This is a genomic window from Candidatus Contendobacter odensis Run_B_J11 (assembly GCF_000531125.1).
GTDB classification, from domain to species: Bacteria; Pseudomonadota; Gammaproteobacteria; order Competibacterales; family Competibacteraceae; genus Contendibacter; species Contendibacter odensensis.
This window is the reverse complement of record NZ_CBTK010000295.1, coordinates 72,571-98,561: the sequence shown is the minus strand read 5'-3', so window position 1 is coordinate 98,561 and position 25,991 is coordinate 72,571. Positions and strand designations below refer to the sequence as shown.

Annotated in this window: 24 protein-coding genes; 14 read left to right on the top strand and 10 right to left on the bottom strand. The window is 55.9% G+C overall.

Annotated features, from left to right (window positions below):
* Nucleotides 1–22 precede the first annotated feature (22 nt).
* Both xseA and BN874_RS19310 read left to right on the top strand, forming a co-directional pair.
* The gene (xseA, locus tag BN874_RS19315; protein WP_034436006.1) at nt 23–1,399 is read left to right on the top strand and encodes an exodeoxyribonuclease VII large subunit; all 1,377 of its coding nucleotides are present in this window, start codon (nt 23–25) and stop codon (nt 1,397–1,399) included.
* Nucleotides 1,400–1,420: 21 nt separating this feature from the next.
* Complete coding sequence (locus BN874_RS19310) at nt 1,421–1,813, top strand: PilZ domain-containing protein (protein ID WP_034436004.1); 393 nt, start codon at nt 1,421–1,423, stop codon at nt 1,811–1,813.
* Between the two features lie 67 nt (nt 1,814–1,880).
* Here BN874_RS19310 and htpX read toward each other — a convergent pair whose 3' ends face one another.
* The 4 genes from htpX to BN874_RS19290 all read right to left on the bottom strand — a co-directional run bounded on the left by htpX (nt 1,881) and on the right by BN874_RS19290 (nt 5,462).
* On the bottom strand, nt 1,881–2,765 hold the full coding sequence (htpX, locus tag BN874_RS19305) for a protease HtpX (RefSeq protein WP_034436001.1): 885 nt from the start codon (nt 2,763–2,765) through the stop codon (nt 1,881–1,883).
* Nucleotides 2,766–2,835: 70 nt separating this feature from the next.
* On the bottom strand, nt 2,836–3,894 hold the full coding sequence (gene queA, locus BN874_RS19300; protein WP_051498090.1) for a tRNA preQ1(34) S-adenosylmethionine ribosyltransferase-isomerase QueA: 1,059 nt from the start codon (nt 3,892–3,894) through the stop codon (nt 2,836–2,838).
* Between the two features lie 106 nt (nt 3,895–4,000).
* Entirely contained in the window at nt 4,001–4,795 is a 795-nt protein-coding gene (locus BN874_RS22985; RefSeq protein ID WP_195912230.1) for a potassium channel family protein, read from the bottom strand.
* A gap of 85 nt (nt 4,796–4,880) precedes the next feature.
* On the bottom strand, nt 4,881–5,462 hold the full coding sequence (locus tag BN874_RS19290) for a lipid-binding SYLF domain-containing protein (protein WP_230314497.1): 582 nt from the start codon (nt 5,460–5,462) through the stop codon (nt 4,881–4,883).
* 259 nt (nt 5,463–5,721) lie between these two features.
* On the opposite strand from BN874_RS19290, the gene BN874_RS19285 reads away from it, so the two are divergent.
* Complete coding sequence (locus BN874_RS19285) at nt 5,722–6,810, top strand: AraC family transcriptional regulator (protein WP_051498088.1); 1,089 nt, start codon at nt 5,722–5,724, stop codon at nt 6,808–6,810.
* Between the two features lie 394 nt (nt 6,811–7,204).
* Nucleotides 7,205–7,921, top strand: coding sequence for an Lcl C-terminal domain-containing protein (locus BN874_RS22980; RefSeq protein ID WP_051498087.1), 717 nt, complete (start codon nt 7,205–7,207; stop codon nt 7,919–7,921).
* Nucleotides 7,922–8,077: 156 nt separating this feature from the next.
* Here BN874_RS22980 and BN874_RS19275 read toward each other — a convergent pair whose 3' ends face one another.
* Complete coding sequence (locus BN874_RS19275) at nt 8,078–8,410, bottom strand: helix-turn-helix domain-containing protein (RefSeq protein WP_034435997.1); 333 nt, start codon at nt 8,408–8,410, stop codon at nt 8,078–8,080.
* Entirely contained in the window at nt 8,407–8,754 is a 348-nt protein-coding gene (locus BN874_RS19270) for a type II toxin-antitoxin system RelE/ParE family toxin (protein WP_034435994.1), read from the bottom strand. The genes BN874_RS19275 and BN874_RS19270 overlap by 4 nt, the downstream gene beginning before the upstream one ends.
* A gap of 252 nt (nt 8,755–9,006) precedes the next feature.
* Here BN874_RS19270 and BN874_RS19265 point away from each other — a divergent pair, with 252 nt between their 5' ends.
* On the top strand, nt 9,007–9,564 hold the full coding sequence (locus tag BN874_RS19265; protein WP_034435992.1) for a MutS N-terminal domain-containing protein: 558 nt from the start codon (nt 9,007–9,009) through the stop codon (nt 9,562–9,564).
* Nucleotides 9,565–9,690: 126 nt separating this feature from the next.
* Here the strand turns inward: BN874_RS19265 and glgB are convergent, their stop codons facing one another.
* Nucleotides 9,691–11,976, bottom strand: coding sequence for a 1,4-alpha-glucan branching protein GlgB (gene glgB, locus BN874_RS19260; RefSeq protein WP_051498086.1), 2,286 nt, complete (start codon nt 11,974–11,976; stop codon nt 9,691–9,693).
* 394 nt (nt 11,977–12,370) lie between these two features.
* On the opposite strand from glgB, the gene BN874_RS19255 reads away from it, so the two are divergent.
* Nucleotides 12,371–12,763, top strand: a complete 393-nt coding sequence (locus BN874_RS19255) for a c-type cytochrome domain-containing protein (RefSeq protein ID WP_034435990.1) — start codon at nt 12,371–12,373, stop codon at nt 12,761–12,763.
* Between the two features lie 184 nt (nt 12,764–12,947).
* Entirely contained in the window at nt 12,948–15,089 is a 2,142-nt protein-coding gene (gene relA, locus BN874_RS19250) for a GTP diphosphokinase (RefSeq protein ID WP_051498085.1), read from the top strand.
* 10 nt (nt 15,090–15,099) lie between these two features.
* Here the strand turns inward: relA and hflD are convergent, their stop codons facing one another.
* The 3 genes from hflD to BN874_RS19235 all read right to left on the bottom strand — a co-directional run bounded on the left by hflD (nt 15,100) and on the right by BN874_RS19235 (nt 17,350).
* Entirely contained in the window at nt 15,100–15,717 is a 618-nt protein-coding gene (gene hflD, locus BN874_RS19245) for a high frequency lysogenization protein HflD (RefSeq protein WP_034435988.1), read from the bottom strand.
* A gap of 36 nt (nt 15,718–15,753) precedes the next feature.
* Nucleotides 15,754–16,842, bottom strand: coding sequence for a tRNA 2-thiouridine(34) synthase MnmA (gene mnmA / locus BN874_RS19240; protein WP_034435986.1), 1,089 nt, complete (start codon nt 16,840–16,842; stop codon nt 15,754–15,756).
* A 166-nt stretch (nt 16,843–17,008) separates the two neighbouring features.
* Nucleotides 17,009–17,350, bottom strand: a complete 342-nt coding sequence (locus BN874_RS19235; protein WP_034435985.1) for a phasin family protein — start codon at nt 17,348–17,350, stop codon at nt 17,009–17,011.
* A 115-nt stretch (nt 17,351–17,465) separates the two neighbouring features.
* Here BN874_RS19235 and BN874_RS19230 point away from each other — a divergent pair, with 115 nt between their 5' ends.
* The 7 genes from BN874_RS19230 (at nt 17,466) to BN874_RS19200 (ending at nt 25,943) form a co-directional block, all read left to right on the top strand.
* Nucleotides 17,466–17,765, top strand: coding sequence for a putative quinol monooxygenase (locus BN874_RS19230; protein ID WP_034435983.1), 300 nt, complete (start codon nt 17,466–17,468; stop codon nt 17,763–17,765).
* Nucleotides 17,766–17,849: 84 nt separating this feature from the next.
* Nucleotides 17,850–21,242, top strand: coding sequence for a helicase-related protein (locus BN874_RS19225; RefSeq protein ID WP_034435980.1), 3,393 nt, complete (start codon nt 17,850–17,852; stop codon nt 21,240–21,242).
* A gap of 56 nt (nt 21,243–21,298) precedes the next feature.
* Complete coding sequence (locus tag BN874_RS19220) at nt 21,299–24,571, top strand: SAM-dependent methyltransferase (RefSeq protein ID WP_034435978.1); 3,273 nt, start codon at nt 21,299–21,301, stop codon at nt 24,569–24,571.
* A gap of 69 nt (nt 24,572–24,640) precedes the next feature.
* Entirely contained in the window at nt 24,641–24,847 is a 207-nt protein-coding gene (locus tag BN874_RS19215; protein WP_034435976.1) for a DUF2283 domain-containing protein, read from the top strand.
* A gap of 55 nt (nt 24,848–24,902) precedes the next feature.
* On the top strand, nt 24,903–25,160 hold the full coding sequence (locus tag BN874_RS19210) for a DUF4258 domain-containing protein (RefSeq protein ID WP_034435974.1): 258 nt from the start codon (nt 24,903–24,905) through the stop codon (nt 25,158–25,160).
* Entirely contained in the window at nt 25,157–25,354 is a 198-nt protein-coding gene (locus BN874_RS19205; protein WP_034435972.1) for a DUF2283 domain-containing protein, read from the top strand. Before BN874_RS19210 ends, BN874_RS19205 begins: the two co-directional genes overlap by 4 nt.
* 46 nt (nt 25,355–25,400) lie before the next feature.
* Nucleotides 25,401–25,943, top strand: a complete 543-nt coding sequence (locus tag BN874_RS19200; protein WP_051498084.1) for a DNA-processing protein DprA — start codon at nt 25,401–25,403, stop codon at nt 25,941–25,943.
* Nucleotides 25,944–25,991 lie beyond the last annotated feature (48 nt).

The following is a 25,991-nucleotide window of genomic DNA, read 5'->3' as shown; positions in this document are numbered from 1 at the left end:
CAACACTTCAAGGCTTTTCACAATGACCATAGCTGTTCCCGACCGTGTCCCCTACACTGTTTCCCGCCTGAACCAGGAGGTGCGCAGCCTGTTGGAAGGCGAATTCTCGGTCCTTTGGGTGGAGGGTGAAGTCTCCAATCTGTCCCGCCCATCTTCCGGCCACCTCTATTTCTCGCTCAAGGACGCCAAGTCACAGGTCCGTTGCGCCCTGTTCCAGAACCGCGCCTTCCTGTTTCGTGACTGTCCGCGCAATGGTCAGCAGGTGTTGGTGCGGGGCCGGATCAGTTTGTACGAAGCGCGTGGCGATTTTCAGATCATCGTCGAGTATGTCGAGGAAGCCGGCGCTGGGGCGCTGCGGCAGGCTTACGATGAATTGCGGCTGCGGCTGGAACGGGAAGGGCTGTTTGCGCCGGAACGCAAGCAGCCGCTGCCTCGCTTTCCGCGCCGGATCGGCGTCATCACTTCGGCCAGCGGCGCCGCCCTCCGCGATGTACTGAGTGTGCTGCGCCGGCGCTGTCCCTGCCTGCCGGTACTGCTCTATCCGGTTCCGGTGCAGGGCGAAGAGGCGGCAGAGCGTATCGCCAGCGCCATCCGGGTGGCCTCCCAGCGCCGGGACTGCGATGTATTGTTGCTGGTGCGCGGCGGTGGCTCGCTGGAAGATTTGTGGGCCTTTAATCAGGAAACGGTAGCGCGGGCGATTCATGCCTGTCCGATCCCACTGGTGACTGGCATTGGTCATGAAACGGATGTTACGGTCGCTGATTTCGCCGCCGACCTGCGGGCGGCTACCCCCACCGCAGCGGCGGAATTAGCCAGTCCCGACCGGCTGGAATGGCAGCATCGGGTTGAGTTATTGGCCGAACAATTGGAAAACGCGATCCAACGGCGACTCGCCCACCAGCGGCAGAAGCTCGACGAACTGGCGCGACGGCTGAATCGGTTGCAACCGCGCCTGCGAGACGCTACCCAGCGGATCGATGAACTGGATCAACGGCTGCGGCAGGCGCTACATCACCGGTTGGAGCGGGAACGGCTGCGACTGGCGGGATGGGCGGGACGGCTGAAGGCGCAGACGCCGGCGATCCGGTTGCGCGATGCCCAGCAGCGACTGGACACGCTGGAACAGCAGCTACCGGCGGCCATCCGCTTACATCTGTACACGGCTTCCCATCAATTGCAGAGCCTGGGTCGAAATCTGCACAGCTTGAGTCCGCTAGCGACGCTGAATCGCGGCTATGCCATCGTGCGCCGGTATCCCAGCGGAGAAATTCTGCGGCGGGCCGACGAGGCGCACATCGGCGAGACAGTGGAAATGCTTCTGAGCAAAGGCCATCTGCGCTGTGAAATTACGGTAGTTTCCGCGCTAGACTTGATAGTAGACTCACACCCGAATCGTTAAATCGCCCTACAGGTCTTGGCTATGCCCGCACCCTCCGACCTAGCACTCCCTGATCAAGCTGCGCCCTCCGCTGAAGCCTCTGCTACAGCGGAAAGACGCGAGTCCTATCGTCTCCATTTTCCCTATGCGGAACGTCCTCGCCTGCTGATTGGTTCGCGTGATTATGAGGTGGTGGATTGTTCAACGCACGGGGTGCGCTACATCATTACCCCTCTACCCACACTGGCGCCGGGCGATTGGATTCAAGGATCGCTAAAGTTTCGCCGCCAGCCACAGATGTCGATCCGTGGCTCGATTGTGCGCATTCAGGATGGCGAAATTGCGCTCTACATGCCAGATAGCGAAATTCCCTTCTCGACGTTGTGGAGCCAGGAACGCTATTTATTGACGCACTATCCCATGCGGAAAAAATAACCCACGCTTTCGGTTTTAATTCCTGGCCCGCATCAGTCCTGGCGGACTGATGCACTGATTTTAGCGGCTATGCCTGCTGCCGCAGCGCCGCGATCCGCTCTTCCAGTGGCGGATGAGTCATCAACAGCTTGCGCAAGCCTTTGCCCAAACCACCGTTGATCCCAAACGCCGCCATTTGCGAAGGCAGTTGCGAGGGTTCATGCAATTGCCGCAGTCGTTCCAGCGCCGCGATCATCTTGCCGCGACCCGCCAGTCGGGCACCACCGGCGTCAGCATGGAACTCGCGGTGACGGCTGAACCCCATCACCACCAGTGAGGCCAGGAAGCCGAACAGGATTTCCATGACAAAACTGGTCAGCATAAAACCAATACCGGGGCGGCGATTTTCGTTGTCGGAAGACAGCGCCCGATCCACCACATAGCCGACTACCCGCGCCAGCACAATCACAAAAGTATTCAACACGCCCTGCAACAGGCTCAGCGTCACCATGTCGCCATTGGCAACGTGGCTGACCTCATGACCGAGTACCGCTTCCACTTCGTCCTCGGTCATTTGTTGCAGCAAGCCAGTGCTGACCGCTACCAGCGCCGCATTGCGATTAGCGCCGGTGGCAAAGGCATTCGGTTCCGGCGATTGGTAGAGCGCGACTTCCGGCATCCCGATACCCGCCACTTGCGCCTGTTTGCGCACGGTTTCTACCAGCCAGCGTTCGGTTTGGGTCTGGGGTTGCTCAATGACTTGGGCACCGACCGACCTTTTGGCGATCCATTTCGACATCAGCAGCGAGATCAGCGAGCCGCCCATTCCGAAGATGGCGGCAAAAATCAGCAGGCTGGGGAGATTCAGGCCGGACTGGTGCAGGAAGCGGTCCACGCCCAGCAGACGGGCGATCATGCCCAGCAGTAACACGACCGCCAGGTTGGTGGCGAGGAACAGGAAAGTACGTTTCATGGTGACACTCCATTGGAAGAACGATGGGCGAATCTATAGGCACAGCGCCGTAAAATTCAAGCTGCCTCGCTCAGGCTTGCCGCCGGCGGGTGAGAAACATGGCATCGCCGTAGCTGAAGAAGCGGTAGCGTTGTTCGACCGCGTGGCGATAGACGCTTAAAATCTCGGCATGGCCAGCAAACGCCGCCACCAGCATCAGCAGGGTGGATTCCGGCAGATGAAAGTTGGTGATCAGCGCATCCACGCAGTGAAAGCGGCAGCCCGGATAAAGGAAGATACGGGTTTCGCCGTGCCAGGGCTGAAGTACGCCATTTTGAGCCGCCGTTTCCAAGGCTCGCACTGCAGTGGTGCCCACCGCAATCACCCGCCCGCTGCGGGCCTGAGTCGCCCGAATGCGTTCGCAGACTGTTGCGCTGACTTCGATCCGCTCTGCGTGCATCACATGATCTTCGATCCGCTCAACCCGCAGCGGCTGGAAGGTGCCCGCACCGACGTGCAGGGTGATAAAGGTTTGCTCCACACCCATCGCGGTGATTTGGTCGAGCAGGGTTTGCTCGAAGTGCAAGCCGGCGGTCGGGGCGGCGACCGCGCCGGGTTGGCGGGCGTAAACCGTCTGATAGCGTTCGGCGTCTTCCGGGGTCGGTTGACGGTGAATGTAGGGCGGCAGTGGCATTTGCCCGTGCTGCTCCAGGAGCGCCAGCAGCGGTTCATCGCGTTCAACGCGAATTTCAAATAGATCAGCGTGGCGAGCCAATACGGTAGCAGTAAAACCGGCATCCAGCAGCAGCAATCCGCCCGGTTTAGGCGCTTTGCTGGCGTGGATATGAACCAGCGCCCGCCGCTCATCCAGCAGCCGCTCGACCAAAATCTCAATCCGTCCACCGCTGGCCTTGCGCCCGTGCAAGCGGGCAGGAATCACCCGGGTATCGTTGAACACCAGCAAATCGCCGGGCCGCAGCAGTTCCGGCAGATCACGAAACCACCGGTCGCCAAGCGCGCCGGTCGCACCATCCAGAGTCAGAAGTCGGCTATCACCGCGCCGCGCTGGCGGGTGTTGGGCGATCAAATCCGGTGGTAAATCGTAGTGAAAATCCTGCCGCCGCTGGCTGGAAAACACTGAGTCATTCATTGCTGCGCGGTCATCGTGGATATTGAAAGGGGCCAATGAGTGAGACATCGTTGTCTTGTACACCAAAGGCGTACTGGTCGCGAACCCTGCATCGGCAACCTCCGGGTCAACGGGACGATACCGGATCTGAACTCGGTAGTGAATCCAGTGCGGATTCGGGCTTATCCACGGCTTCTGCCAATCGGTTATCAATCGGATCGTTCCTATCCTCGGACAACCCTTGGGAAGAATAGAGCGACACCAGGCGGGCGATTAACAGGGTGACATAGAACATGCCTACCACCGACTGCATCATCGCCAGCATCCGCGCTATTCCTGACACAGGGATGATGTCGCCGTAGCTGGAAGTGGCGAGCGTGGTGATGCTGAAATAAAGGCTGTTGAAACCTTTCAGCGAATGGCTGGCGACAGGTCCGACGGTGAAAGCAAAGGAGTCCGGGTTGATCTGGGCGACCAGAATGTAGGCAAACGCCCAGAGCAATCCCAGCAGCAGATAGGTTGCAACGCCCGCGCACAGGACTTCGGAATTGACCCGGGGCGCTTTGAGGATGAATCGCAGCAGGTTCAGCACGATGAACCCAACGCCCAGCAGGCCAGTCCACATCGAGACATGCGGGGGCAGCAGATCCGGCCACCAATAATGCAGCCATTTTTCCGCCATGGCCGGCACGGTAAAGGCCATCGCCCACACCAGCGTTCGCCGATGGCCGCCCACGGCCATCACTGCGGTGGATAACACCAGCGTCATCAGCGCTGCTTCGATGAGAACGCCGCCCTGGAATTGCTCCACAAACGGAGCCGTAACGTACAGCAGCACCAGCGCAACGAGAAAGAAGGCGACCGAAAAGCGCAGAACTCCGGAATTGTCATTGGCGTTCTGCGCTGGTCTGGACGTCGCCATGCGTCGTTTTAACGACGGGATGCTCGGCATGAATTCGCTGGTCTTCTGATCAGACGCTGGGCGAATCAACCGGGACCGATTCAAGCTAATTCAAATTCTGGTCGGGGTAATACTTGGCGCCAGTAATGCTGACTCCAACGATAGCGCCCTGATCGCTGAGTTGGTACATCAGCACCCCTGGCGATACCGATACACCCAACTGATTCCCCATCTGCTGGGTGCTGGTTTTCGCTGACGCCATCGCATTCGCCCCGAATTCCCAACCCGAATTCATGAACTGATCGAGGGATTGCTGCGTTTCAAACACGAATACCAGCCGGAACCGCTGCACACCGAAACCGTAGCCGGGTTGCAATTCGACCATCCGCATGAATGTTTCTCGCCGCGTGGCGCGACTGACGGCGATCCCTTCGCCGGTGGCGCTGCCCATGAACAGGACTTTTAAGCCGAAGTTGCTGAAAACCGCGTAACCGGCCGCGCGTTCGATCTGCCGGCGCGCGCCGGGATATTGCTGGTAGAGTTGTCCCAGCGTGTCGTTCGCCATCTCGCGAATCGAGCTGCGCTGCTCGTCAATCTGGTATGGGGACATGGGCGCGGTCGAACAGGACTGCAAGCCGAGACCCAAGGCGATCATCAGCGGCACTATGAAGGTACGGAATACATGCATGGTTCATCTCCTAATCTATTTGGATGCTGCGGTGAAGCCCGCTTACTGCCGCCAGTAGTGGCGTACAGCGGCCAGCGAAGTTTAGATTTTCCCACCATGCGGTTCAAAGGTGTTGACCCACTCGGTGCGGATAAATAACTTTTAAGATTCTCTCTTAAAACTCCCTCTATTCTTGACTCATTACGACATTATTTCGGAACTTTGCAACGCACAGCGAAGGTCGTACCCGATTACAGAGCCAGGAGTATCTCTTTTTTTGATGCAAAAAAGCGTGATTACTGAAGGCAGTTTGCGGGTTGGTCCCCTCATCGGAGTTTTCCAGGTGTTGCGGGAGTTGGAAGTTGACCCGGCGGAAATCATGGCCGATGTCGGCCTCGATTTGAGCCTGTTCGACGACCCCGAAAACTCGATTCCCTTCGCCACCATGGGCCGGTTGTTGAAAGTCTGTGCGGCGCAAACGCACTGCGCTCATTTCGGACTGTTGATGGGACAGCGGGCCGGGCTATCGTCGCTCGGCCTCATCGGCTTGCTGGCGCAGCACTCGCCGGATGTGGGTTCGGCGCTGCGCAATCTGGTTTTTCACCTGCACCTGCATGACCGGGGTGCGGTGCCGAATTTATCGGTCGAGCAGGGCATCGCGGTGCTGGGCTACGCGATTTATCAGCCAGGCGTGGAAGGCTCCGACCAGATTTACGATGGCGCCATCGCTATTACTTGCAACATCATACGGGCACTGTGTGGCGCTGCCTGGGTACCGGACGAGGTGCTGTTCTCCCACCGCCGACCCAGCGATATCAAATCGTTCCGCTGCTTTTTTCAGTCGCGGCTGCGTTTCGACATGGAGCAGACGGCACTGGTTTTCCCGGCGACGTGGCTTGACCGTCCCGTAGCGGGGGCTGATCCCAACCTGTGCCAAACGCTCCAACAGCAAATCGCCGCACTTGAAAATCTAAGCAACGGTGACTGGGTGAGTCTGTTGCGCCGCGTATTGCGAAACCTGTTGATCACCCATCAAAGTTCCCTGGAACAGGTGGCGCGGCTTTTTTCGATGCATCGCCGTACCCTGAACCGGCGGCTGGAGGCGCAGGGCGCGACGTTCCAAGGGTTGGTGGCCGAAGTTCGCTACGAGATCGCCCGCCAGTTGCTCGAAAATACCCGCATGAGCATGGTGCAGATCGCAGCGACTCTTGATTATGGTGACGCTGCTGCGTTCACCCGCGCTTTCCGGCGCTGGTCGGGAACCACTCCGACCGCATGGCGGGCGCAAATCAACCCTAGAGATTGGATCGAACCGGGAATGTCAATCAATGCAACCCCGGATGAAGTCCGAAGTCTTCCCGGAGTTTAGACCAAGCGATGGTTGTATTTTTTCCCCATATGTTGGGCTTGATGGGGTTCAACCGAATCTATCTCGCTGTTGATTTCCCCTTGTCAGGAAATTTTACACCCTGAATTTCCATAAAGCAGAGGCGATGCTGATGCAGAGCTTTTTGATAAAAACTTAACTTATAAATACTTACACAATTTTTCGACGAGTTGCGGTACAGATATACCGATGAAAATGCACAATCTGCCTCAAAAAAAGTGTCAGGATTTTTTTACACCGTATTGGATTTCATAGTCAATTAGTTGATTTTTAAGGTGTTGTTATTAAAGGTATATTACTTTTATAGCGTGATTTTTGCTTTGTTTCCATGGGATTAACACAATCCTTCATCCACGATTCAACCAACAGAAGGGAAATGAAGAATGAACAACAAGTCTCTCTCAGTGCTGGCGTTTACAGCGGCTTTGGGATTTGCCGGCGCAGCGGATGCCGGATTGATCAACCGGGGGGCGGGCTGATTTACGACAACGTACTGAAAATCACTTGGTTGCAGGATGCCAATTACGCCAAGACCAGTGGCTATGATACGGGCGGTTATATGGCTTGGGATGCGGCGCAGACGTGGGCGGCTGGTCTGGTCTACGGTGGCTATAGCGACTGGCGCTTGCCGACGATCACCGACACCGGGAGTCCGGGTTGTGACTACGCACTCAGCGGTACCGACTGTGGCTATAACGTGGACACCGCCACGTCGGAACTGGCCTACATGTTCCATGTGAACTTGGGGAACCTGTCGTCCTTTGACTCATCGGGCAATGCTCTTGCGGGTTCGTCGGGGGTGAACTGGGGTGTAGTTAATACGAACTTCACCGATGCAGTGACAAGTTTTTCAACGCCGATTCAGAATTTTCCGAACGACGGGTACTGGTCGGGTACCGAGTACGCGCCTGACACCAGTAGGGCGTGGGTCTTCCACGGCTACGACGGCTACCAGGACGCCAGCGTCAAGGACGACATCTTTTACGCATGGGCCGTGCGCCCCGGCGATGTCGCTGCCGCCTCGCCTTCCATCCTCGAACCGGGCAGTCTTACGCTGGTCGGGTTAGGTTGGGCACGGCGGCGGCGTGGGTGATTCGACGCTTCGGGTGATTTGACCCTTTGGGGGTGCCGTGGGGTTTCCCCCCGGCCGGCGGTCGATTTTTTTAGGTTGTCAGGAAATTTTACAGTGGGGTTGCTGAACCCGCCGGTCAGGAAATTTTACCGTGGCGCGTTACGAGCATTTGCCGATCTACCGAGTCAAAAGGTGCAATCTCTCCGCGCCTTCGTGGTGAGATCGGACAGTAACACGCACGTCAACATCCTGATCGAGGCGGCTCAGGATCGTCATCAGCCGGTCAATGGTGAAGCGGTCGAGCTTGGTCTTGCGGATACGCGAAAAATCGGCGGCGGCAATACGGGTCAGGTCTTCGGCTCTACGCACCGTCAGCGCATGGTCGTCGAGAACGCCGATAATCCTGGCGGCCAGCAACGCTTTTAGCTGTTCAACTGCCGCGTTAGGGTGTCCAAAGTCAGTAAAGACGTTGCCGCTCCCACGAACCAGTTCAAAAGGCTCATCCTTCATCGCAGTATCTCCTTCAGCCGTTTCAGACGCTCATGCACCAAGTCTATTTCATGCTGGGGTGTTTTGATGCCCTGTTTCGATTTCTTCTGAAAGGCATGGATCACCCACACGTCTTCCCCGACCTGGACGGCATAAACAACGCGGAAAGCCCCTCCACGGTGACGCAGGGCAATTTCCATCACACCGCTCTCGAAACCCTTTAGCGGCTTCACATGATCGGCCATGCGACCCTCTACCGCGACAGTAAGCGCACGGAGCGCATCCATCTGTGCCGGCATAGGGAAATCTTCAAAATCCTTCCGTGCTGCCTTGATCCATGAAATGGGTCGGGTTGTTGCTGTCATGTGTCCACCTTACCCTGTCAGGGTAGTCATATTTGACAACGACAGGCAAACGAAAAGATCCTACCCTCCAAAAATGCGCCCGCTGTGTCAGAACTTAAATTGTTGGCACAAAAAATAGGTCTAATAAATCAATGGATTGACTGTACCATAAATCATAGACAAAATTTTAAAAGCGTGAACTATAGGCCATGCGCAGGTCTCAACGGATGACCAAAATCCTGACTTGCGGTTTGTCACTATGAAGACGGCGGGGTGTTGCGCGACTACCAAACCCGGCTGGTTGTGGAACGGCCCGCGTATCGGCGCTATCGCTTCGACCAGGCTCTGCTCGATCAACTCCACGCCACCCTCGCCTCCTATCTCGGCCATTTCCAGCAGGCCAACACCTACCATCTGGGCCAAGCGCTTTGGGCCGGCTACCCGTTTCTGGCCCAATACTTTGATTTCGACGCCGAACGACAACGCCTGACCCGCAAATACCGCCCGCCCGGCGGCTTCCGGCGGGTTGCTCACCAGTACCGCTACTACCGCTGGCGCTTTCCCGGTGATGTGCTGTTATTCCAGGTCGGCCGCTTCTGCGAGTTCTACCTCCCTCACGATAGCGAACTCGCCCATCTGCTCAACCTGACGCCGCTGAAACTCAATCACCGCCATGCACTGTGGGGCTTCCCGGTCGAACAGGCTCGGCAACGGTTGCGGCTCCTGCTCGAACAAGGTCAAGCGGTGGTCTGGATCGGGCCGACCGGACGCTACCTCACCGGCATTGAGGAACGGCTGCCGGTGTGCCGATTTGATCCCGATGTTGCGTAGCACGGGCTTCCAGCCCGTGAACTGAACACGGGCTGGAAGCCCGTGCTACGCCTTATCTGAAACGACACAGGGGGCGACTGTATTGCACAGTCGCCCCCCGCTGGTGATGAATTTCAGGCTACCGGCTTATTCCGGCTGCGCCAGTTCTTCCTCAATCACAACCTCAGTGACCGCTTCAGGTTCGAGCGACTCCTCCTCGGCTTCAATAACCAGCACCGGTTCCGGTAGCGGTTCTGGCCGGAGCACCAGCCCCCCCAGCGGCGGCACCGTAATCACGATCGAATAGGGGAGTTCCATCCACGGACGCTCTTCCGCGATCAGATCGACACCGCCGTTGCCAACCCCACTGCCACCGTAGAAGTGCGAGTCGGAATTCAGGATTTCCGTATACCGGCCTGGGCGGGGCACTCCAATCCGATAACCGTGGCGCGGCACTGGCGTGAAGCTCACCACCACGACCAGAAAATCATCATCCTTCTTGCGCAGGTAGCTGAGGATGGATTGCTCTGCGTCATGGCAATCAATCCATGAAAAACCCTGCCATTCAAATTCGTAATGGTGCAGCACCGGGTCGCTGTGATAGAGCTGGTTCAGATCGGTAACCAGTTGCTTCATCCCCTGATGGAAACCGTACTGGAGCACATACCAGTCGAGCGTCGTGGCGCTGTTCCACTCGGTGCCTTGACCAAACTCGGTCCCCATGAACAGCAACTTCTTGCCGGGATGGGTGAACATGTACAGATATAGCAACCGCAGGTTGGCGAAGCGCTGCCATTCGTCACCCGGCATCTTGTTAACCATCGAGCCTTTGCCATGCACCACCTCGTCATGCGAGAACGGCAGCATGAAATTCTCGGTGAAGCAGTACAGCATGCTGAAGGTCAGCAGATCGTGGTGATACTTGCGATGGATCGGATTCTGCGCCATGTAGCGCAGCGTGTCGTTCATCCATCCCATGTTCCATTTCATGCTGAAGCCCAGCCCGCCCAGATAGGTGGGCCGGGTGACTTGCGGCCAGGAAGTGGACTCTTCGGCAATCACCAGCGCGCCGGGATGTTCGCTGTGAACCACCGTATTCAGCTCGCGCATGAAATCAATGGCTTCCAGGTTCTCGCGCCCGCCGTACTTGTTGGGAATCCACTCGCCTTCCTTGCGCGAATAGTCGAGATAGAGCATCGAGGCGACCGCATCCACCCGCAAACCGTCGAGATGGAACTCCTCAATCCAGTACAGGGCGCTGGACAGCAGGAAGTTTTTCACCTCGTAGCGGCCAAAGTTGAAGATCAGCGTACCCCAGTCGAGATGCTCGCCTTTGCGCGGGTCGGTGTGTTCGTACAGCGCCTCGCCATCGAAGCGGGCCAGACCGGCGGCGTCCTTGGGGAAATGGGCCGGCACCCAGTCGAGAATCACGCCAATGTGGTGCTGATGGCAATAATCAATGAAGTAGCGGAAATCGTCCGGGGTGCCGAAACGGCTGGTGGGCGCGTAGTAACCCGTGGTCTGATAACCCCAGGAGGCGTCGTAGGGATGCTCGGTGATGGGCAGCAATTCGATATGGCTGAAACCGGTTTCCTTAACGTATTCGACCAGTTGGTGAGCCACTTCCCGGTAATTGAGAAACTCGCCTTCCGGGCCGCGCCGCCACGAACCCAGATGGACTTCGTAGACCGACATCGGCCCGTGCAGCCAGTCGGCGTTTTTGCGCTGGGTCAACCAGTCTGCGTCGCGCCAGGCGTAGGAGTCGGCTTTGGTGACGATGGTGGCGGTGCTGGGCCGCATTTCGAACTGCTGGCCGTAGGGGTCGGATTTCAGCAGGATCGCGCCGCTATGGCGATTGCGGATTTCAAACTTGTACAGATCGCCGGGACACAGGTTGGGAATGAACAATTCCCAGATGCCGCTGCCGCCGCGCACCCGCATCTGGTGAATCCGGCCGTCCCAGCGGTTGAAGCTGCCGACCACGCTGACCCGCTCAGCGCTGGGCGCCCACACCGCGAACAGGACGCCAGCGACGCCATCCGCCTGGTGCGGATGCGCGCCTAGAAAGCGGTAGGCGTGCCAGTGCTTGCCCTCGCCGAACAGATACAGATCAAAATCAGGCAGTTGCGGCGGGAAGCAGTAAGGATCGTGGGAAATATGCTCGTGGTGGTCGGAATCGCGCCAGATCAGCCGATAGCGTTCGGGAACCTGATCGGGTTTGCCGTGCCACTCGAACAGATCAGTGTTGGGAACCCGCTCCATCGGCAGATTTCCCTCGGCGATGTGAACCTCCTGAGCGTAGGGCAGGTGTGCGCGCACCACGACCTTCTTGTCCTGGGGATGGCGGCCCAGCACGGCAAAGGGATCATGGTGGCGGGCTTCGATGATGCGTTGCAGATCGGGTTGGAGTTTCGGGCTCGTCACGTTTTTCATCCTATTATGTTGACGGTTGAGGCTATGCCCGACGGCAGGAGTCGCTGCGAACTGTCTGAGTGGCGATGCTACAAACTGCATGCCGCCGGACATCGGAAGAGAGCGAACGTCCGAATTTTGGCGTCGGGCGCTGTGATTTTTAATAGCCTAGTATAACGCCGAATCGTGGATAAGATGGTTTTCCATGCGGGTAATAGCGGGTGTTGATTCTGCGAAAAACCGCTTCACCCGTTTTTTTCCGATCAAGCGGAACGGGAAGCCTCTGGTCCAGGCCGATGATGGGGTGCGGACGATGAATCGTGTGACCTTGGCATCCCCGACTCGCCGGAGTTTGATAAGATTATGGCGGTATCATCCAGACTCATCGAAAACAACTCATCATAAAGGGCGATCCATGAATGCTCGTAAATTGCTTGCATCCGCGTTGGTGTTGGGATTAGGCGTACTGGCGGGCTGCGGCGGCAGTTCCGACCGGCCGGTGAGCTTCCAGAAGGACGTGCATCCGATTTTGAAAGCACACTGCCTGGAGTGCCATACCGCGCCCAATACCGAGGGCTACAAAGCCAGTGGTCTGGCGATGAGCACCTACGACGAATTGATGAAGGGCACCAAAAACGGCCCGGTGATCATCGCCGGTCAAAGCCTGAACAGCAGCCTGAACCGCTTGATCGAAGGCCGTCCCGGCGTGAATCCTTCCATCCAGATGCCGCACGGCAAGGTAAAACTGCCGGAAGACAAGCTGGTGATGATCCGCAAGTGGGTGGATCAAGGCGCCAAGAACAATTAGTCCGCGTCGTTCCCGCTCTTCCGCCGGCCCTCCCCCTTTATCGAGGGGGAGGGGTGCGATCCCGGTGAATTACGCTGTCCCAATAATTCCAAACTCACCCGTCCGCCCCGAACCCCGCATTGTCCGCTCCGCCTCCCAGCGCTGGGCGGACCCTCCATTCTGAATTGCTTTCCGGGGATGCATCATGGTCACTTCCAGACAGACTGCGCTGGCCGGCGCGGATTTTGATACGTGGCTGAACACCTTGCAGTTGCCCTGGTCGCCTGCTCAAATCGAAGTTGTGCGGCGCGCTTACCTGCTGAGCGACGGCCCCGATCTGGCGGTTGCGGATCTTCTGGCCGATCTGCGGATGGACCACGAGGTGGTGGCGGCGGCTCTGTTGCACGAGCCGGTCACCTCTGGGCGGTTCAAGCGGGCGGCGGTGCGGGAGGAGTTCGGGGCGGGTATTGCTCTGTTGGTCGACGGCATCGCCAAGCTGGACGCCATCGGTGAGTTGCATCAGAACAGCCAGCACGCCGGTCGCCAGTTGGAAAGCCTGCGCAAGATGCTGCTGGCGATGGCGCAGGATGTTCGGGTGGTGCTGATCAAGCTGGCGATGCGGCTTCATGCCCTGCGCCGCCTGAGCCAGTGGTCCGCTGGGGAGCAACAGCGCATCGCCCAGGAAACGCTGGACATTTTTACCCCGCTGGCGAATCGGCTTGGCATTGGCCGGATCAAGTGGGAAATGGAAGATTTGGCGCTGCGCTATCTGGACCCGGTCACCTACAAACAGATCGCCGCCGCCTTGGACGAACGTCGCGCGGATCGGGAGCGCTACATCGCGCGAGTGATGGATAATCTGCGCGACTACCTGCAACAGGCGGGAATCCGCGCCGAAATCGGTGGACGGGTCAAACATATCTACAGTATTTGGCGCAAGATGCAGCGCAAAAAACTGTCCTTCGAGCGGGTTTTCGATGTGCGGGCGGTGCGAGTGATGGTGGAAACCGTGAACGATTGCTACGCCGCGCTCGGTGTGGTCCATGCCCACTGGAACCACATTGACCGCGAGTTCGATGACTACATCGCTCACCCCAAGCCCAATGGTTACCAGTCGTTGCACACGGCGGTGGTCGGCCCGGAAGGCCGAGCGGTGGAAGTGCAGATTCGCACCGCCGACATGCACCAGCACGCCGAGTTGGGGGTCGCCGCGCACTGGCGCTACAAAGAAGGCGGCGCGTCGAGCGGCGCAACCGAACAGCACATCGCTTGGCTGCGGCGAATGCTGGAGTACCGCGAGGACGAGGCCGACGACGGCGATTTACTGGAGCGCTTCAAGGCCGAAGCGTTTCAGGATCGGGTTTACGCCATCACCCCCAAGGGCGCCATTGTCGATCTGCCGCGCGGCGCCACCCCGCTGGATTTCGCCTACCACATCCACACTGAGGTCGGGCACCGTTGCCGGGGCGCCAAGGTCAATGGCCGGATTGCGCCGCTGGCTTACGAACTCAAAAACGGTGAACAGGTCGATGTGCTGACGACTAAAACCGGCGGTCCCAGCCGCGACTGGCTCAGCCCGCATCTGGGCTACATCAAGACCAACCGGGCGCGTGACAAAATCCGTCAGTGGTTCATCCAGCAGGATCTGGACAAGAACATCGCCGCTGGCCGCGCTGCTCTGGAGCGGGAATTTCAGCGGCTGGGCATCCGTCATCTTAAGTTGGAGAAAGTGGCGGAGAAGCTTAATTTCACCAAACCCGATGATCTATTCGCCACGCTGGGCCACGGCGCGCTGACCACAGCGCAGGTGGTCGCCAAGATTCAGGATTTGTTGCCGGCGGCGCCTGTCGTGGGGGAAAGTCTGCCTATAGTCCGCAAGCCCAGGCCCCCTGAAGCCGGCAAGGGCGAGGTGCGAATTCGTGGGGTAGGGCGGCTGTTGACCCAACTGGCGCATTGCTGCCAGCCCGCGCCGTTCGATCCGATTGCCGGCTATATCACCCAGGGACGCGGCGTCACTATCCACCGGCAGGATTGCGCTAATCTGCTGGCGCTGGCCAGCCAGCGCCACGAGCGGATTATTGAAGTGGGTTGGGGCGAGACGCCGGCGACTTATCCGGCGGATATCATGATCGTCGCCCATGACCGCTCCGGGCTGCTGCGCGACATCACTTCGATCCTGGCTAACGAACAGGTCAACGTGATCGGGGCCAATACCCTGACCGACCGGGAAACCTCTATCGCCCGTATGGGATTAACGCTGGAAATTACCGATGTAGTGCAGCTTAGCCGCGTTCTCGACAAGATCGGGCAACTGCCCAACGTGATGGAGGCGTATCGGAAAAGCTGAAGCCGGCGATTTAATCCACTGCGGTCAGCAGCCGCCGGGTTTCCCGCAGCAGCGGATTGCGCCGGAGCAACAGCGTCAGTCGCCCGCCGCCACTTTGCCGCCACAGCATCGCCGCGCGAATCCCGGCCAGCAGCAGTGCCCGAATCCGGTTGGCATTTTCCGGGTTGTTCAGGTTCGCGGGGTCACCATTGACCATGATGCGCGGTGACAAGGTACTCAGACTGTTCAAATAGAGATCAGCGAAGCGGGCAGTGGTGTTGCTGTGGTCCACCGGAAAATAGCTGAGATTCTGGATCACCTCTTCGATACCGTCGCGGAGGGTTTGCAGCCGCCCCGGCTGCCGGGCCAATTTACGTTCCAGTCCCAGCAGCGCCACGACATAGCGGGTCAACTCCATATCCTGTGGATGATTAAGCTGCAGTTCAAGCAGGCGTAAACCGCTGCGGAGCCGGGTGGCGCCGCCGTAGATTTCGGCGCTGCTGGTGGCATCAATCTTGAGCAGGCTGGCCAAGCAGGCTTCTACATCTTCCGGGTTGGCCTGGCCGCGCTGGGCGATAGCACGGACCAGATCGGCAGCTTGCACGACTCCGGCGAGGGCGATAACGCGATCATGATCAGTTTGGGGCATGGGGTGAGGGTGTTCGTTCGGGTGGCGCGGATGGATTCAAGCATAGGCGGTAGTGATGATTCCGCCACCCAGACAGACCTCATCGAGATAGAAAACGACCGACTGTCCTGGGCTGATCGCCCGTTGCGGCTCGGTAAAACAGACCTCCGCTTCGCCGCTGGCCACTATTTTCAGAACGCACATCTGATCCTGCTGTCGGTAGCGAATCTTGGCTTGACACGCCAACGGCGTAGCGGGCGGTTCGCCACTGATCCAGTGCAGCGGTGCGGTGCGCAAGCGATGATGGAACAGGGCCGGGTGGTGGCATCCCTGAACCACGATTAAGGTATTGTGTTCCAGATCCTTGTCGGCGACATACCACGGTTCGCCGCTGCTGTCGCGTCGCCCGCCGATACCCAGTCCCTGGCGTTGACCGATAGTGTGGAACATCAGGCCGGTGTGTTCGCCGATCACGTCACCGTCCGCAGTGCGGATCGGGCCGGGCTGATCCGGCAAATAACGGTTCAGGAAGTCGCGGAACCGGCGCTCGCCGATAAAACAGATGCCGGTGCTGTCCTTTTTGTCATGGGTCACCAAGCCGGCAGCGGCGGCCCGTTCGCGCACTTGGCTTTTATGTAACTCGCCGATTGGAAACAGCGCGTCGGTCAATTGTGCTTGGCTGAGTCCATGCAGGAAATAGCTTTGATCCTTGCCGGGGTCGCGACCTTTAAGCAGTACACGTCGCCCGCCCTGTTCGACGCCGCGAACGTAATGGCCGGTGGCGATAGTGTCAGCGCCCAGCCGCTTGGCATGATCAAGAAATGCTTTGAACTTGATTTCGGTGTTACACAACACGTCAGGATTGGGCGTCCGTCCGGCGCGGTACTCGTCCAGAAAATAGCGAAACACCCGGTCGCGATACTCGGTCGTGAAATTGACCTGATGCAGCGGAATACCCAGGGTTTCGCAGACTGCCCGCGCATCCTCCAGATCCTCAGCAGCGGCGCAATAGCCGGTATCCTGAGCGTCCTCCCAGTTCTTCATGAATACCCCATGCACGTTGTAGCCCTGCTCGACCAGCAGCAGGGCGGCGACCGAAGAATCTACGCCGCCGGACAGGCCAACGATAATCCGGGTTTCAGGCATTGGCAGGGAATGAAGGTTCTGGTGGTGGTTCAGGGCGAACCGGTTAATACAGGACTTTCGCTAAACCCGTAAGTTCGTCATCCCCGCGAAAGCAGGTATCCAGGCTTTTCAGCGGCTTACTGGATTCCTGCCTACGCGGGAATAACGGAAAGCGAAAGTCCTGGATTTATTGGGTGAATGACAGGCTTTCCTGAATCAACTTGTCGAAGTCGGCCTTGAAACGGGCCGCCAATTCACCCAGGGTCTTGGTGTCGTCCAGCAGTTTTTGTTGCAGGCTGGCAATCGCCTCGGATTGACTGGACATGAAGGACTGCATACTGGCCGGGTCATTAATTTCGGCGGCAGCCTTCATCCGGCTTATCGCCATGTCAACATAGGCTTGCAGGGCACCCATCTGAAAAGTGACCAGGCTTTCCAGATTGGCCGCAGACAGCTTATTGGCTTTCATCACTGGGGCCAGGAAGTTCTGGTACTGTTCCGACATCTTTGTCATTGCATCGTTAGCCATGGTTAGAATCTCCAGGAGTTGTCGTGGGTAGTCGCAAATGTTGCATCGCAGCATAGTACAGCTTTTGCTGCGATGCAATAAAATTTTATCACCGCATTGTTACGAGGAAACCTGTATGTCGAATGCAACAGTGAAAGTGGTCGCCCGGATTACGGCTCGGCCTGACCAGGTTCGGGAACTGCAAGCGCTGCTTCATTGCTTGCTGGAACCGACCCGAAAAGAACCGGGTTGCATCCACTATCAGCTTCTGTGGAACAGAGCCGATCCGACTGATTTTACCTTCGTCGAGGAGTGGGCCGATGATGCCGCTCTCGATGCCCATCTGCTGACGCCGCATGTGCAAAATGCGCTGGCTCAGGCGCAATCCCTGCTGGCAACTGCGCCGGATATTCGGCGCTATAGCGATTCTATTTGAAGGATCGAAAGGTGGCATCGGCTTCCAGCCTGCGTTCAGTTCCCGGGCCAGAAGCCGGCGTCCCCTTTTATTGGGGAGCGCGCTATGCCGCGAGTTTTTGACAATATCGAAAATGGACTTCTCCCCGCCTTGCGGGATACGCTGAAACTGGCTTACCGCGCCGATTTTTGTGTTGGCTATTTCAATCTACGCGGCTGGAAGGCGCTGGATTCCGGTATTGATGCCTGGCCGGGCGGGAGCGGGCATTGCTGCCGCCTGCTGGTGGGGATGCAACGGTTGCCGCAGGATGAACTCCGCACCGCACTCAGCCCGATACCGCGCCAGGATTCGCCGGATAGTCAGACTGCGCTGCGTCTGAAGCAGAAACTGGCGGAGGAGTTTCGCCAGCAGTTGACCTTGGGGGCGCCGAGCAACGCCGATGAAGCGGGCTTACGCCGGTTGGTGGTGCAGCTCCGGGCCGGAAAACTCAGGGTCAAGCTGTTTTTGCGGCATCTACTCCATGCCAAGCTCTACCTGCTGTTTCGCGACGATCCGGTGAGTCCGATTGTCGGCTATCTCGGCAGCAGTAATCTGACGCTATCGGGTTTGGCTCATCAAGGTGAACTGAATGTTGATGTACTTGATTACGATGCCGGCCTGAAATTGACCCAGTGGTTTGAAGATCGCTGGGCTGATCGCTGGTGCGTGGATATTTCCGCTGAGTTGGCGCAGGTCATTGAGCAAAGCTGGGCGCGGGAGATGCCGCTGCCGCCTTATCAGATTTACATCAAGATGGCTTATCACCTGGCGCAAGAAGCCCGCGCCGGTTTGGCTGAATTTCGGATTCCGCCGGAGTTTGGTCATCGCCTGTTTGATTATCAGGTCGCTGCGGTGAAAATCGCCGCGCATCATTTGAATAAGCGCGGCGGGGTTCTGATTGGTGATGTGGTCGGCTTGGGTAAAACCCTGATGGCGACCGCGCTGGCAAAAATTTTTGAGGACGACCAGGGTGTTAGTACCCTGATTCTCTGTCCGAAAAACCTGACAGCCCTGTGGCGGAGTTATGCCGATCAATACGGGCTACACGCTAAAATTGTTCCTTTCAGCAAGGTGATCAAGGAACTCCCCACCGTTCCCGCCCGATTTCGCCTGGTGCTGATTGACGAAAGCCACAACCTGCGCAATCGTGAAGGCCAGCGGTTCCAGGCGATTCAGAATTACATTGGGGAAAGCAGCGCCAAGTGCATCCTGCTTTCGGCCACTCCCTATAATAAAACCTATACCGACCTTTCCAATCAACTGCGTTTGTTTGTCCCGGAGCATCTGGATTTGGGGATTCGCCCGGAACGGTTATTACGGGATATTGGCGAAACGGAGTTCAGTCGCCGTTATCAATGTTCGCTGCGCTCGCTGGCTGCATTTGAGAAAAGCGAATACACCGAGGATTGGCGCGAGTTAATGCGGCTTTATATGGTGCGCCGCACTCGCCATTTCATTCAGGCTAATTACACCACACTGGATCCGGTCAGTGGGCGACCCGTGCTGACATTCGAGGATGGCACTCATTCCGGTTTCCCGGAACGCATCCCCAAAACGGTCAAGTTCAGAATTAATGACCAGAATCCCGATGATCACTATGCCCGATTTTATGCACCGGCTACCGTGAGCGCGATTAACGATCTGCATCTTCCTCGCTATGGACTGGGCAATTACATTGCTACTGCATCCCGGCAACCGCCGACGCCCAGTGAAGCGAAGCTGCTGGAAGCCTTGTCCCGTGCCGGTAAGCGGCTGATGGGATTCTGTCGGACTAATCTGTTCAAGCGCCTGGAAAGCAGCGGTGAGGCTTTTCAGCAGTCGGTTGAGCGCCATATTCTACGCAATTACGTTTTCCTCCATGCGATTGATCATGGCCTGCCCTTGCCACTAGGAACCCAGGATTCCAGCCTGCTCGACGCTGGTCATTATGATGAAGACATGGATGATGAAGGTGCATTTATGGAAGGAATCGAGCAGGAGAATGAGGACCCTACCCAACCGCCAAATCCGCGAATAGCGCACGCTGCCGCCGATTTCAAACAGCGGGCGGCGCTGGTTTATCAGCGCTATGCGCAACCGCTTAAAAACCGGTTCAAATGGCTGCGTCCTGAGTTGCTGACCGACGCACTGAGGGCGGATTTGAATGCAGATGCGATGGCTCTGTTAACGATTTTAACCGGTGGTGGCGAGTGGCAGGCAGGACAGGATACCAAGCTGGATGCGTTGTTCAAGCTGGTCAATAAAACGCATCGAGGTGAGAAGGTTATTATTTTTACCCAATTTGCCGATACGGTGCGCTATCTTGAAACTCAACTCCGGGCGCGGGGCGTAGAGCAGATTGCAGGAGTGACCGGTAGCAATGCCGATCCGACTGTTTGCGCTTGGCGCTTCAGTCCGGTGAGTAACCAGAAACGCGATCAAATTAAGCCCACTGATGAATTGCGGGTGTTAATTGCCACCGATGTATTAAGCGAAGGTCAGAACCTTCAGGATGCGGCGATTATCGTCAATTTTGATTTGCCGTGGGCAATTATCCGCTTGATTCAGCGGGCGGGCCGGGTGGATCGGATTGGTCAGCAGGCGGAAAAGATTTTCTGCTATTCGTTTTTACCCGCTGATGGCGTAGAGAGGTTAATTCGCCTGCGCGCTCGCGTGCGGGAGAGGTTGCGGGAAAATGCCGAGGTGGTAGGAACGGATGAAGCATTTTTCGAGGATGAACGCGAAAAACGAAAGCTGCTGGATTTGTATCATGAGAAAGCCGGTATTCTGGACGATGATGCCGATGCCGAAGTGGATTTAATCTCTTATGCGTATCAGATTTGGAAAAACGCCATTGATCGTTTTCCTGCTTTGCAAAAGACGATATCCGAATTGCCGGCGGTGGTCTACTCGACGCAGCCTCACGTTGCGACTAAGAATAAACCGTATGGCGTTTTAGTCTATCTACGCACCGCTACGGGTAATGACCTGCTGTCATGGGTCGATCAAAATGGCAATAGTGTGACTGAATCACAATTTGAAATTCTGAAGGCGGCTGAATGTACCCCTGATACGCCTGCTCTGGCGCGGCAGGAGAATCATCATGCATTGGTCATCCAGGGGATTGAAGCGGCAGCGGCTGAGGAGAAATCTACAGGGGGACAATTAGGCCGACCTTCGGGGGCGCGTTTTCGCAGTTATGTGCGGTTAAAGCGCTATGCTGAACAGATCCAGGGTACGTTGTTTGATCTACCGCAACTCTCCAAGGTGATCGAGGCCATTTACCGCTATCCACTGCGGCAGTCGGCTACGGATACGCTCAATCGGCAACTGCGGGCCGGCATGAGTGATGAAAAATGGGTCGAGTTGGTTATGGCGCTGCATGATGAGGATCGACTGTGTATTATTCACGAAGATGATTATACCGATGAGCCACGGATTATTTGCTCAATGGGATTAGCGCCGATACCCAAGTCGTAGGAGCCGGCTTTAGCCCGTTCCTGCCATCAAGCGTTTGTTTACAGGATATAAGTAATATGAATTCTATTTGTGTTTGCCAACGACTCAAGGCTTTTGATTTTCGTACTCTGTTTGTTGATGAACTCGGTTGGGATTATTGCAAGCTGGTGCTGGATTTTTTAGCTAATGGGCAGACCCGGATTCTTCGGGCGATTGCGCAAAAACGCGGTATGGTGGCTTATGAGTGTCCGACACCTGCGGGTGAGCTTTTGCCCGGTTATGCGATCCGCCGTCAGATTGAGCATGAGGTTGCCAAGGCGACTCATGAGCATTTCATCATTTTTACTGATGCGGAACAGACGACACAGATTTGGCAGTGGGTAAAGCGCGAACCGGGTAAGCCGACTGCGTGCCGTGAACATGTTTTGCATCGTCATCAGTCCGGGGATGCGCTGATCCAAAAGCTGCAAGCCATTGCTTTTACTCTGGATGAGGAGGAAGCATTAACGCTGGTTGATGTGACGCGCCGCGCCCGCGCCGGCTTCAATGTGGAACGGGTGACCAAGCGCTTTTATGATCAGTTCAAGAAGGAACATGCGAGTTTTCTCCAGTTTATTATCGGTATCGGTGAGAAAGCTGACCAGGAATGGTATGCGTCGGTGACGTTGAATCGGTTGATGTTTGTCTATTTCATTCAGCGTAAGGGGTTTCTGGCCGATGATCGGGATTATCTACGCCACCGATTGGAGCAGTGCCAACAGGAAAAAGGCAAGGATGCGTTTTATTCATTTTACCGCTATTTTCTGCTGCGACTGTTTCACGAAGGCTTGGGCGGTAAAGTCCGCTCGCCGGAGTTGGAAAAACTGCTCGGCCGGATTCCCTATTTGAATGGCGGCATGTTTGAGAAACATTCGATTGAAGAGCGATATACTGATATTCAGATTTCCGATACGGCGTTTATCCAGATATTCAATTATTTTGATCAGTATCAGTGGCATCTGGATGAGCGCCGGTTGCATAAGGATAATGAGATTAACCCGGATGTATTGGGCTATATTTTCGAGAAGTATATTAACCAGAAGCAGATGGGCGCGTATTACACCAAGGAGGATATTACCGATTATATTGCTAAGAATACTATTCTGCCTTTTCTGTTTGATGTGGCCCGACCCAAGTGCAGGATTGCATTTGAAAATACCGATGGTCCGACCCTTTGGGATGCACTCAGGATTGATCCGGATCGTTATCTTTATCCGGCAGTGCGCCATGGCGTCAATGCAGTATTGCCAGATGAGATTGCGGCGGGCTTGAATGATGTTTCGCAACGGACTCATTGGAATAAGCCGGCGCCGCCGGACTATGCGCTGCCGACTGAGATTTGGCGCGAAGTCGTAGCACGGCGCAAGCGTTATCAGGAGGTGCGGGCGACATTAGCGGCGGGCGAGGTGCGCGAGATTAACGAGTTGATTACGCTGAATCTGGACATTCGCCAGTTTGCCCAGGATGTGATTGAGAATTGCGAAGGCCCCGATTTGTTGCGAGCGTTGTGGCGGGCAGTGGAGAAAGTCACGGTGTTGGACCCCACTTGCGGTTCCGGGGCGTTTTTGTTTGCGGCGCTCACTATCCTGGAACCGTTGTATGAGGCGTGTCTGGATCGGATGGAGGCGTTTGTTGCTGATCTGGATCGTTCTGGCGAGAAGCATCGGCCAGAGAAATTTTCCGATTTCCGCAAGGTGTTGGAGCGGGTGGCGGCACATCCGAACCGTCGCTATTTCGTTCTCAAAAGCATCATTCTGAATAATCTGTTCGGGGTGGATATTATGGAGGAGGCGACGGAAATCTGTAAGTTGCGACTGTTTCTCAAGCTGGCGGCGCAGGTGGAACCGGACGCTAATAAACCGAATCTGGGTATTGAACCGTTGCCGGATATTGATTTCAACATCCGTGCCGGAAATACTTTGGTGGGTTATGCCACTTATGATGAGGTGAAAAAAGCGGTGACCGGCCAGATGGATTTTGATAATGCGATGGAGAAAATTGCAGTGAAAGCGGCGGATTTGCAGCAGACCTTTGATGCGTTCCGGCAACGGCAAGTCGAGGGTGATGGCTCGGTGCCAGCAGCACACAAGATGGAATTACGCAAGCGACTCAAGGCATTGGATGATGAACTTCATCGCTATTTGGCGGGCGAATATGGCGTGAAATTAAACAAGAAAGCCGACTACGCTCAATGGGTGAAGTCGCACCAGCCGTTTCATTGGTTCGTGGAGTTCTACGGGATTATGAATAGCGGCGGGTTTGATGTGATTATTGGGAATCCGCCGTATGTGGAGTATAAACTGGTAAGCACTTCTTATCGTCTCCATCAAGAGCAATATATCTCCGAACTTGCTGATAACCTTTATGCTTTTTGTATGGAAAGGTCTTGTAGGCTATTACGACATTCTGGCCGGTTTGGAATGATTGTCCCAACTGGAGTTATTGGATTAGATGAGACTATTTCACTCCGCAACGTGCTTTTGAAGCGATTCCGTAACAACTGGTGTAGTACCTACGCAATCCGACCATCTAAACTCTTCGATGGTGTAGATCAGCGTCTCTGTATCTATTTAGGTGCTAATGAAAAAAATATTGATCCACATATTTGGAGTACACGCTATCATCATTGGAATGCGGAGGAACGTCCAACTTTATTCAATCGAATTGAATATACTCGCTCCTTCTTACAAATTCGGCTTAAACGGATTCCGCAAATTGGTAGTTATGAAGCTACAAGTGTTCTTCAACATATTGAAAAGAAGAACCAAAAAGTTGTTTATAACTATTATCCGTCTAACAAGAGAGGATTTTTGACACACTACCATCGAAGCCCACGTTATTGGATTCGAGCGATGGATTTTGAACAATATTTTAAAAGCCCTACTCGTTCACGATCAATTCATCACTTTAGAGATTTATATTTTGTTGATAAGCAATACGGAAAGTTTATTAGTGCATTGCTAAACTCAACCCTGTTTTTCTTTTGGTTTATTTCTATCGGGAACGGTAGAAATATCACTGGGACAGATGTGGAACAGATTCCAGTAGGTGAAGTTAGTGATGAAAGCCTCAAAAATATGTCTGAGGTGTTCGACCGCTTAATGCAGGATTACGAGAAGAACTCATTTATTCGCAAGCGGCAAGATTGCGAATTTCAAGAGTTTCGCCCAAGTTTATCCAAACCGATAATCAACGAAATCGACTGCATTTTAGCGAAGCACTACGGCTTTACCGACGAAGAATTGGACTTCATCATCAATTACGACATCAAATATCGAATGGGTCGTAATGCTGAAAGCGAGGATGAATGAAGATCTTGGAAGCGATGCAGTTATCGTTACTGCTTACTTGATGGACAAACCAAAACCCGGAGAAAATTTATGGCCGACAATATAAAAGTCTGGTTCGATGCCGAGGCCGACTACCTCGAAGTGCAGTTTTGCCAAGGGAGCGGGTATATGAAAGAAACCTCGAACGATGCTGTTATGGAGCGTGTGGATGAGCAGGGCAACATTATTGGCTTCAGCATCCTCGGCGTGAGCCAGTTCAATAAAGCTAAACCGCTGGAAATTGATCTAATACGATAGTTTGCGTGTCTAGCACATTACTCCGAAGTTCTCCAAACCCATCCGACGAAGAAGAATGAACTACCAATTTTCAGCTCATGTTCAGCAGGAAATGGAGTTGCGCGGTATCCCGTTGACCGTGGTGGAAGTCGTACTGGCCGCGCCTCAGCAAAAAGTACCTGGATATGGTAATATCGTGTGCTATCAATCCCAAGTGAACATCAACCAAAAGGTTTATCTAGTACGGGTGATGGTAAATGAGACCGTATCACCGCCAAAAGTGGTGACGGTTTACCGAACAAGCAAAATCAGCAAATACTGGAAACTGACATGAAAGTCATCTACGACCCGGAAGTAGACGTATTGCGAATTCTATTCCGTGATGAACCGATTGAAGAAAGCGATGAGGACAAACCCGGTTTGATTCTCGATTATGACAAAGATGGAAACGTGGTAGGGCTGGAGTTGCTAAACGCCTCTCAGCATGTTGAAAACCCGCGTAACATGGAATACGTCGTCGCTGGCTAATCCAGGATCTGCCTCCGTTTCCCTCTGCAAAAAACCGGGCGATCTCATGCTGTCACTGACTCCCGACAACGCCCTCTGGCCCTGCCAACTCTCCGAGCGCCTCGGCGACTCCGCTCCCCGCCAACTCTGGGCCATCGGCAACCTGGCCCTGCTCAACGCGCCTAAAACCGCGCTGTTCTGTTCCGCTCGCTGTCCCGGCGACGCCCTCCTGCGCGCCTACGACACCGCCGCCCAACTCCGCGATCAAGGCCAAACCGTCATCAGCGGCTTCCATTCCCCGGTCGAAAAGGAATGCTTGCGGATTCTATTGCGCGGCAGCCCGTCGCTGATCCTGTGCCCGGCACGCAGCCTCAACGGAATGCGCCTCCCCGGCGTCTGGCGAACCGCCCTGACCAGTGGTCGTCTGCTCCTGCTATCGCCATTTGAGGCCGCACCGCATCGCCCCACTCTCGACTCCGCCCGCTGCCGTAACCAACTGGTCGCTGCTCTAGCCGACCTTTGCTTTATCGCCCACATCAGCCCCGGCGGCCAAATGGAAGCCCTGTCCGCCCGCATGAAAGGCTGGAGCGTCCCTGCTATTGAATTGTAGGAGCGGGCTGTAGTCCTGTAGTCCGCGAACATCGCGGCCCGAAGGTCG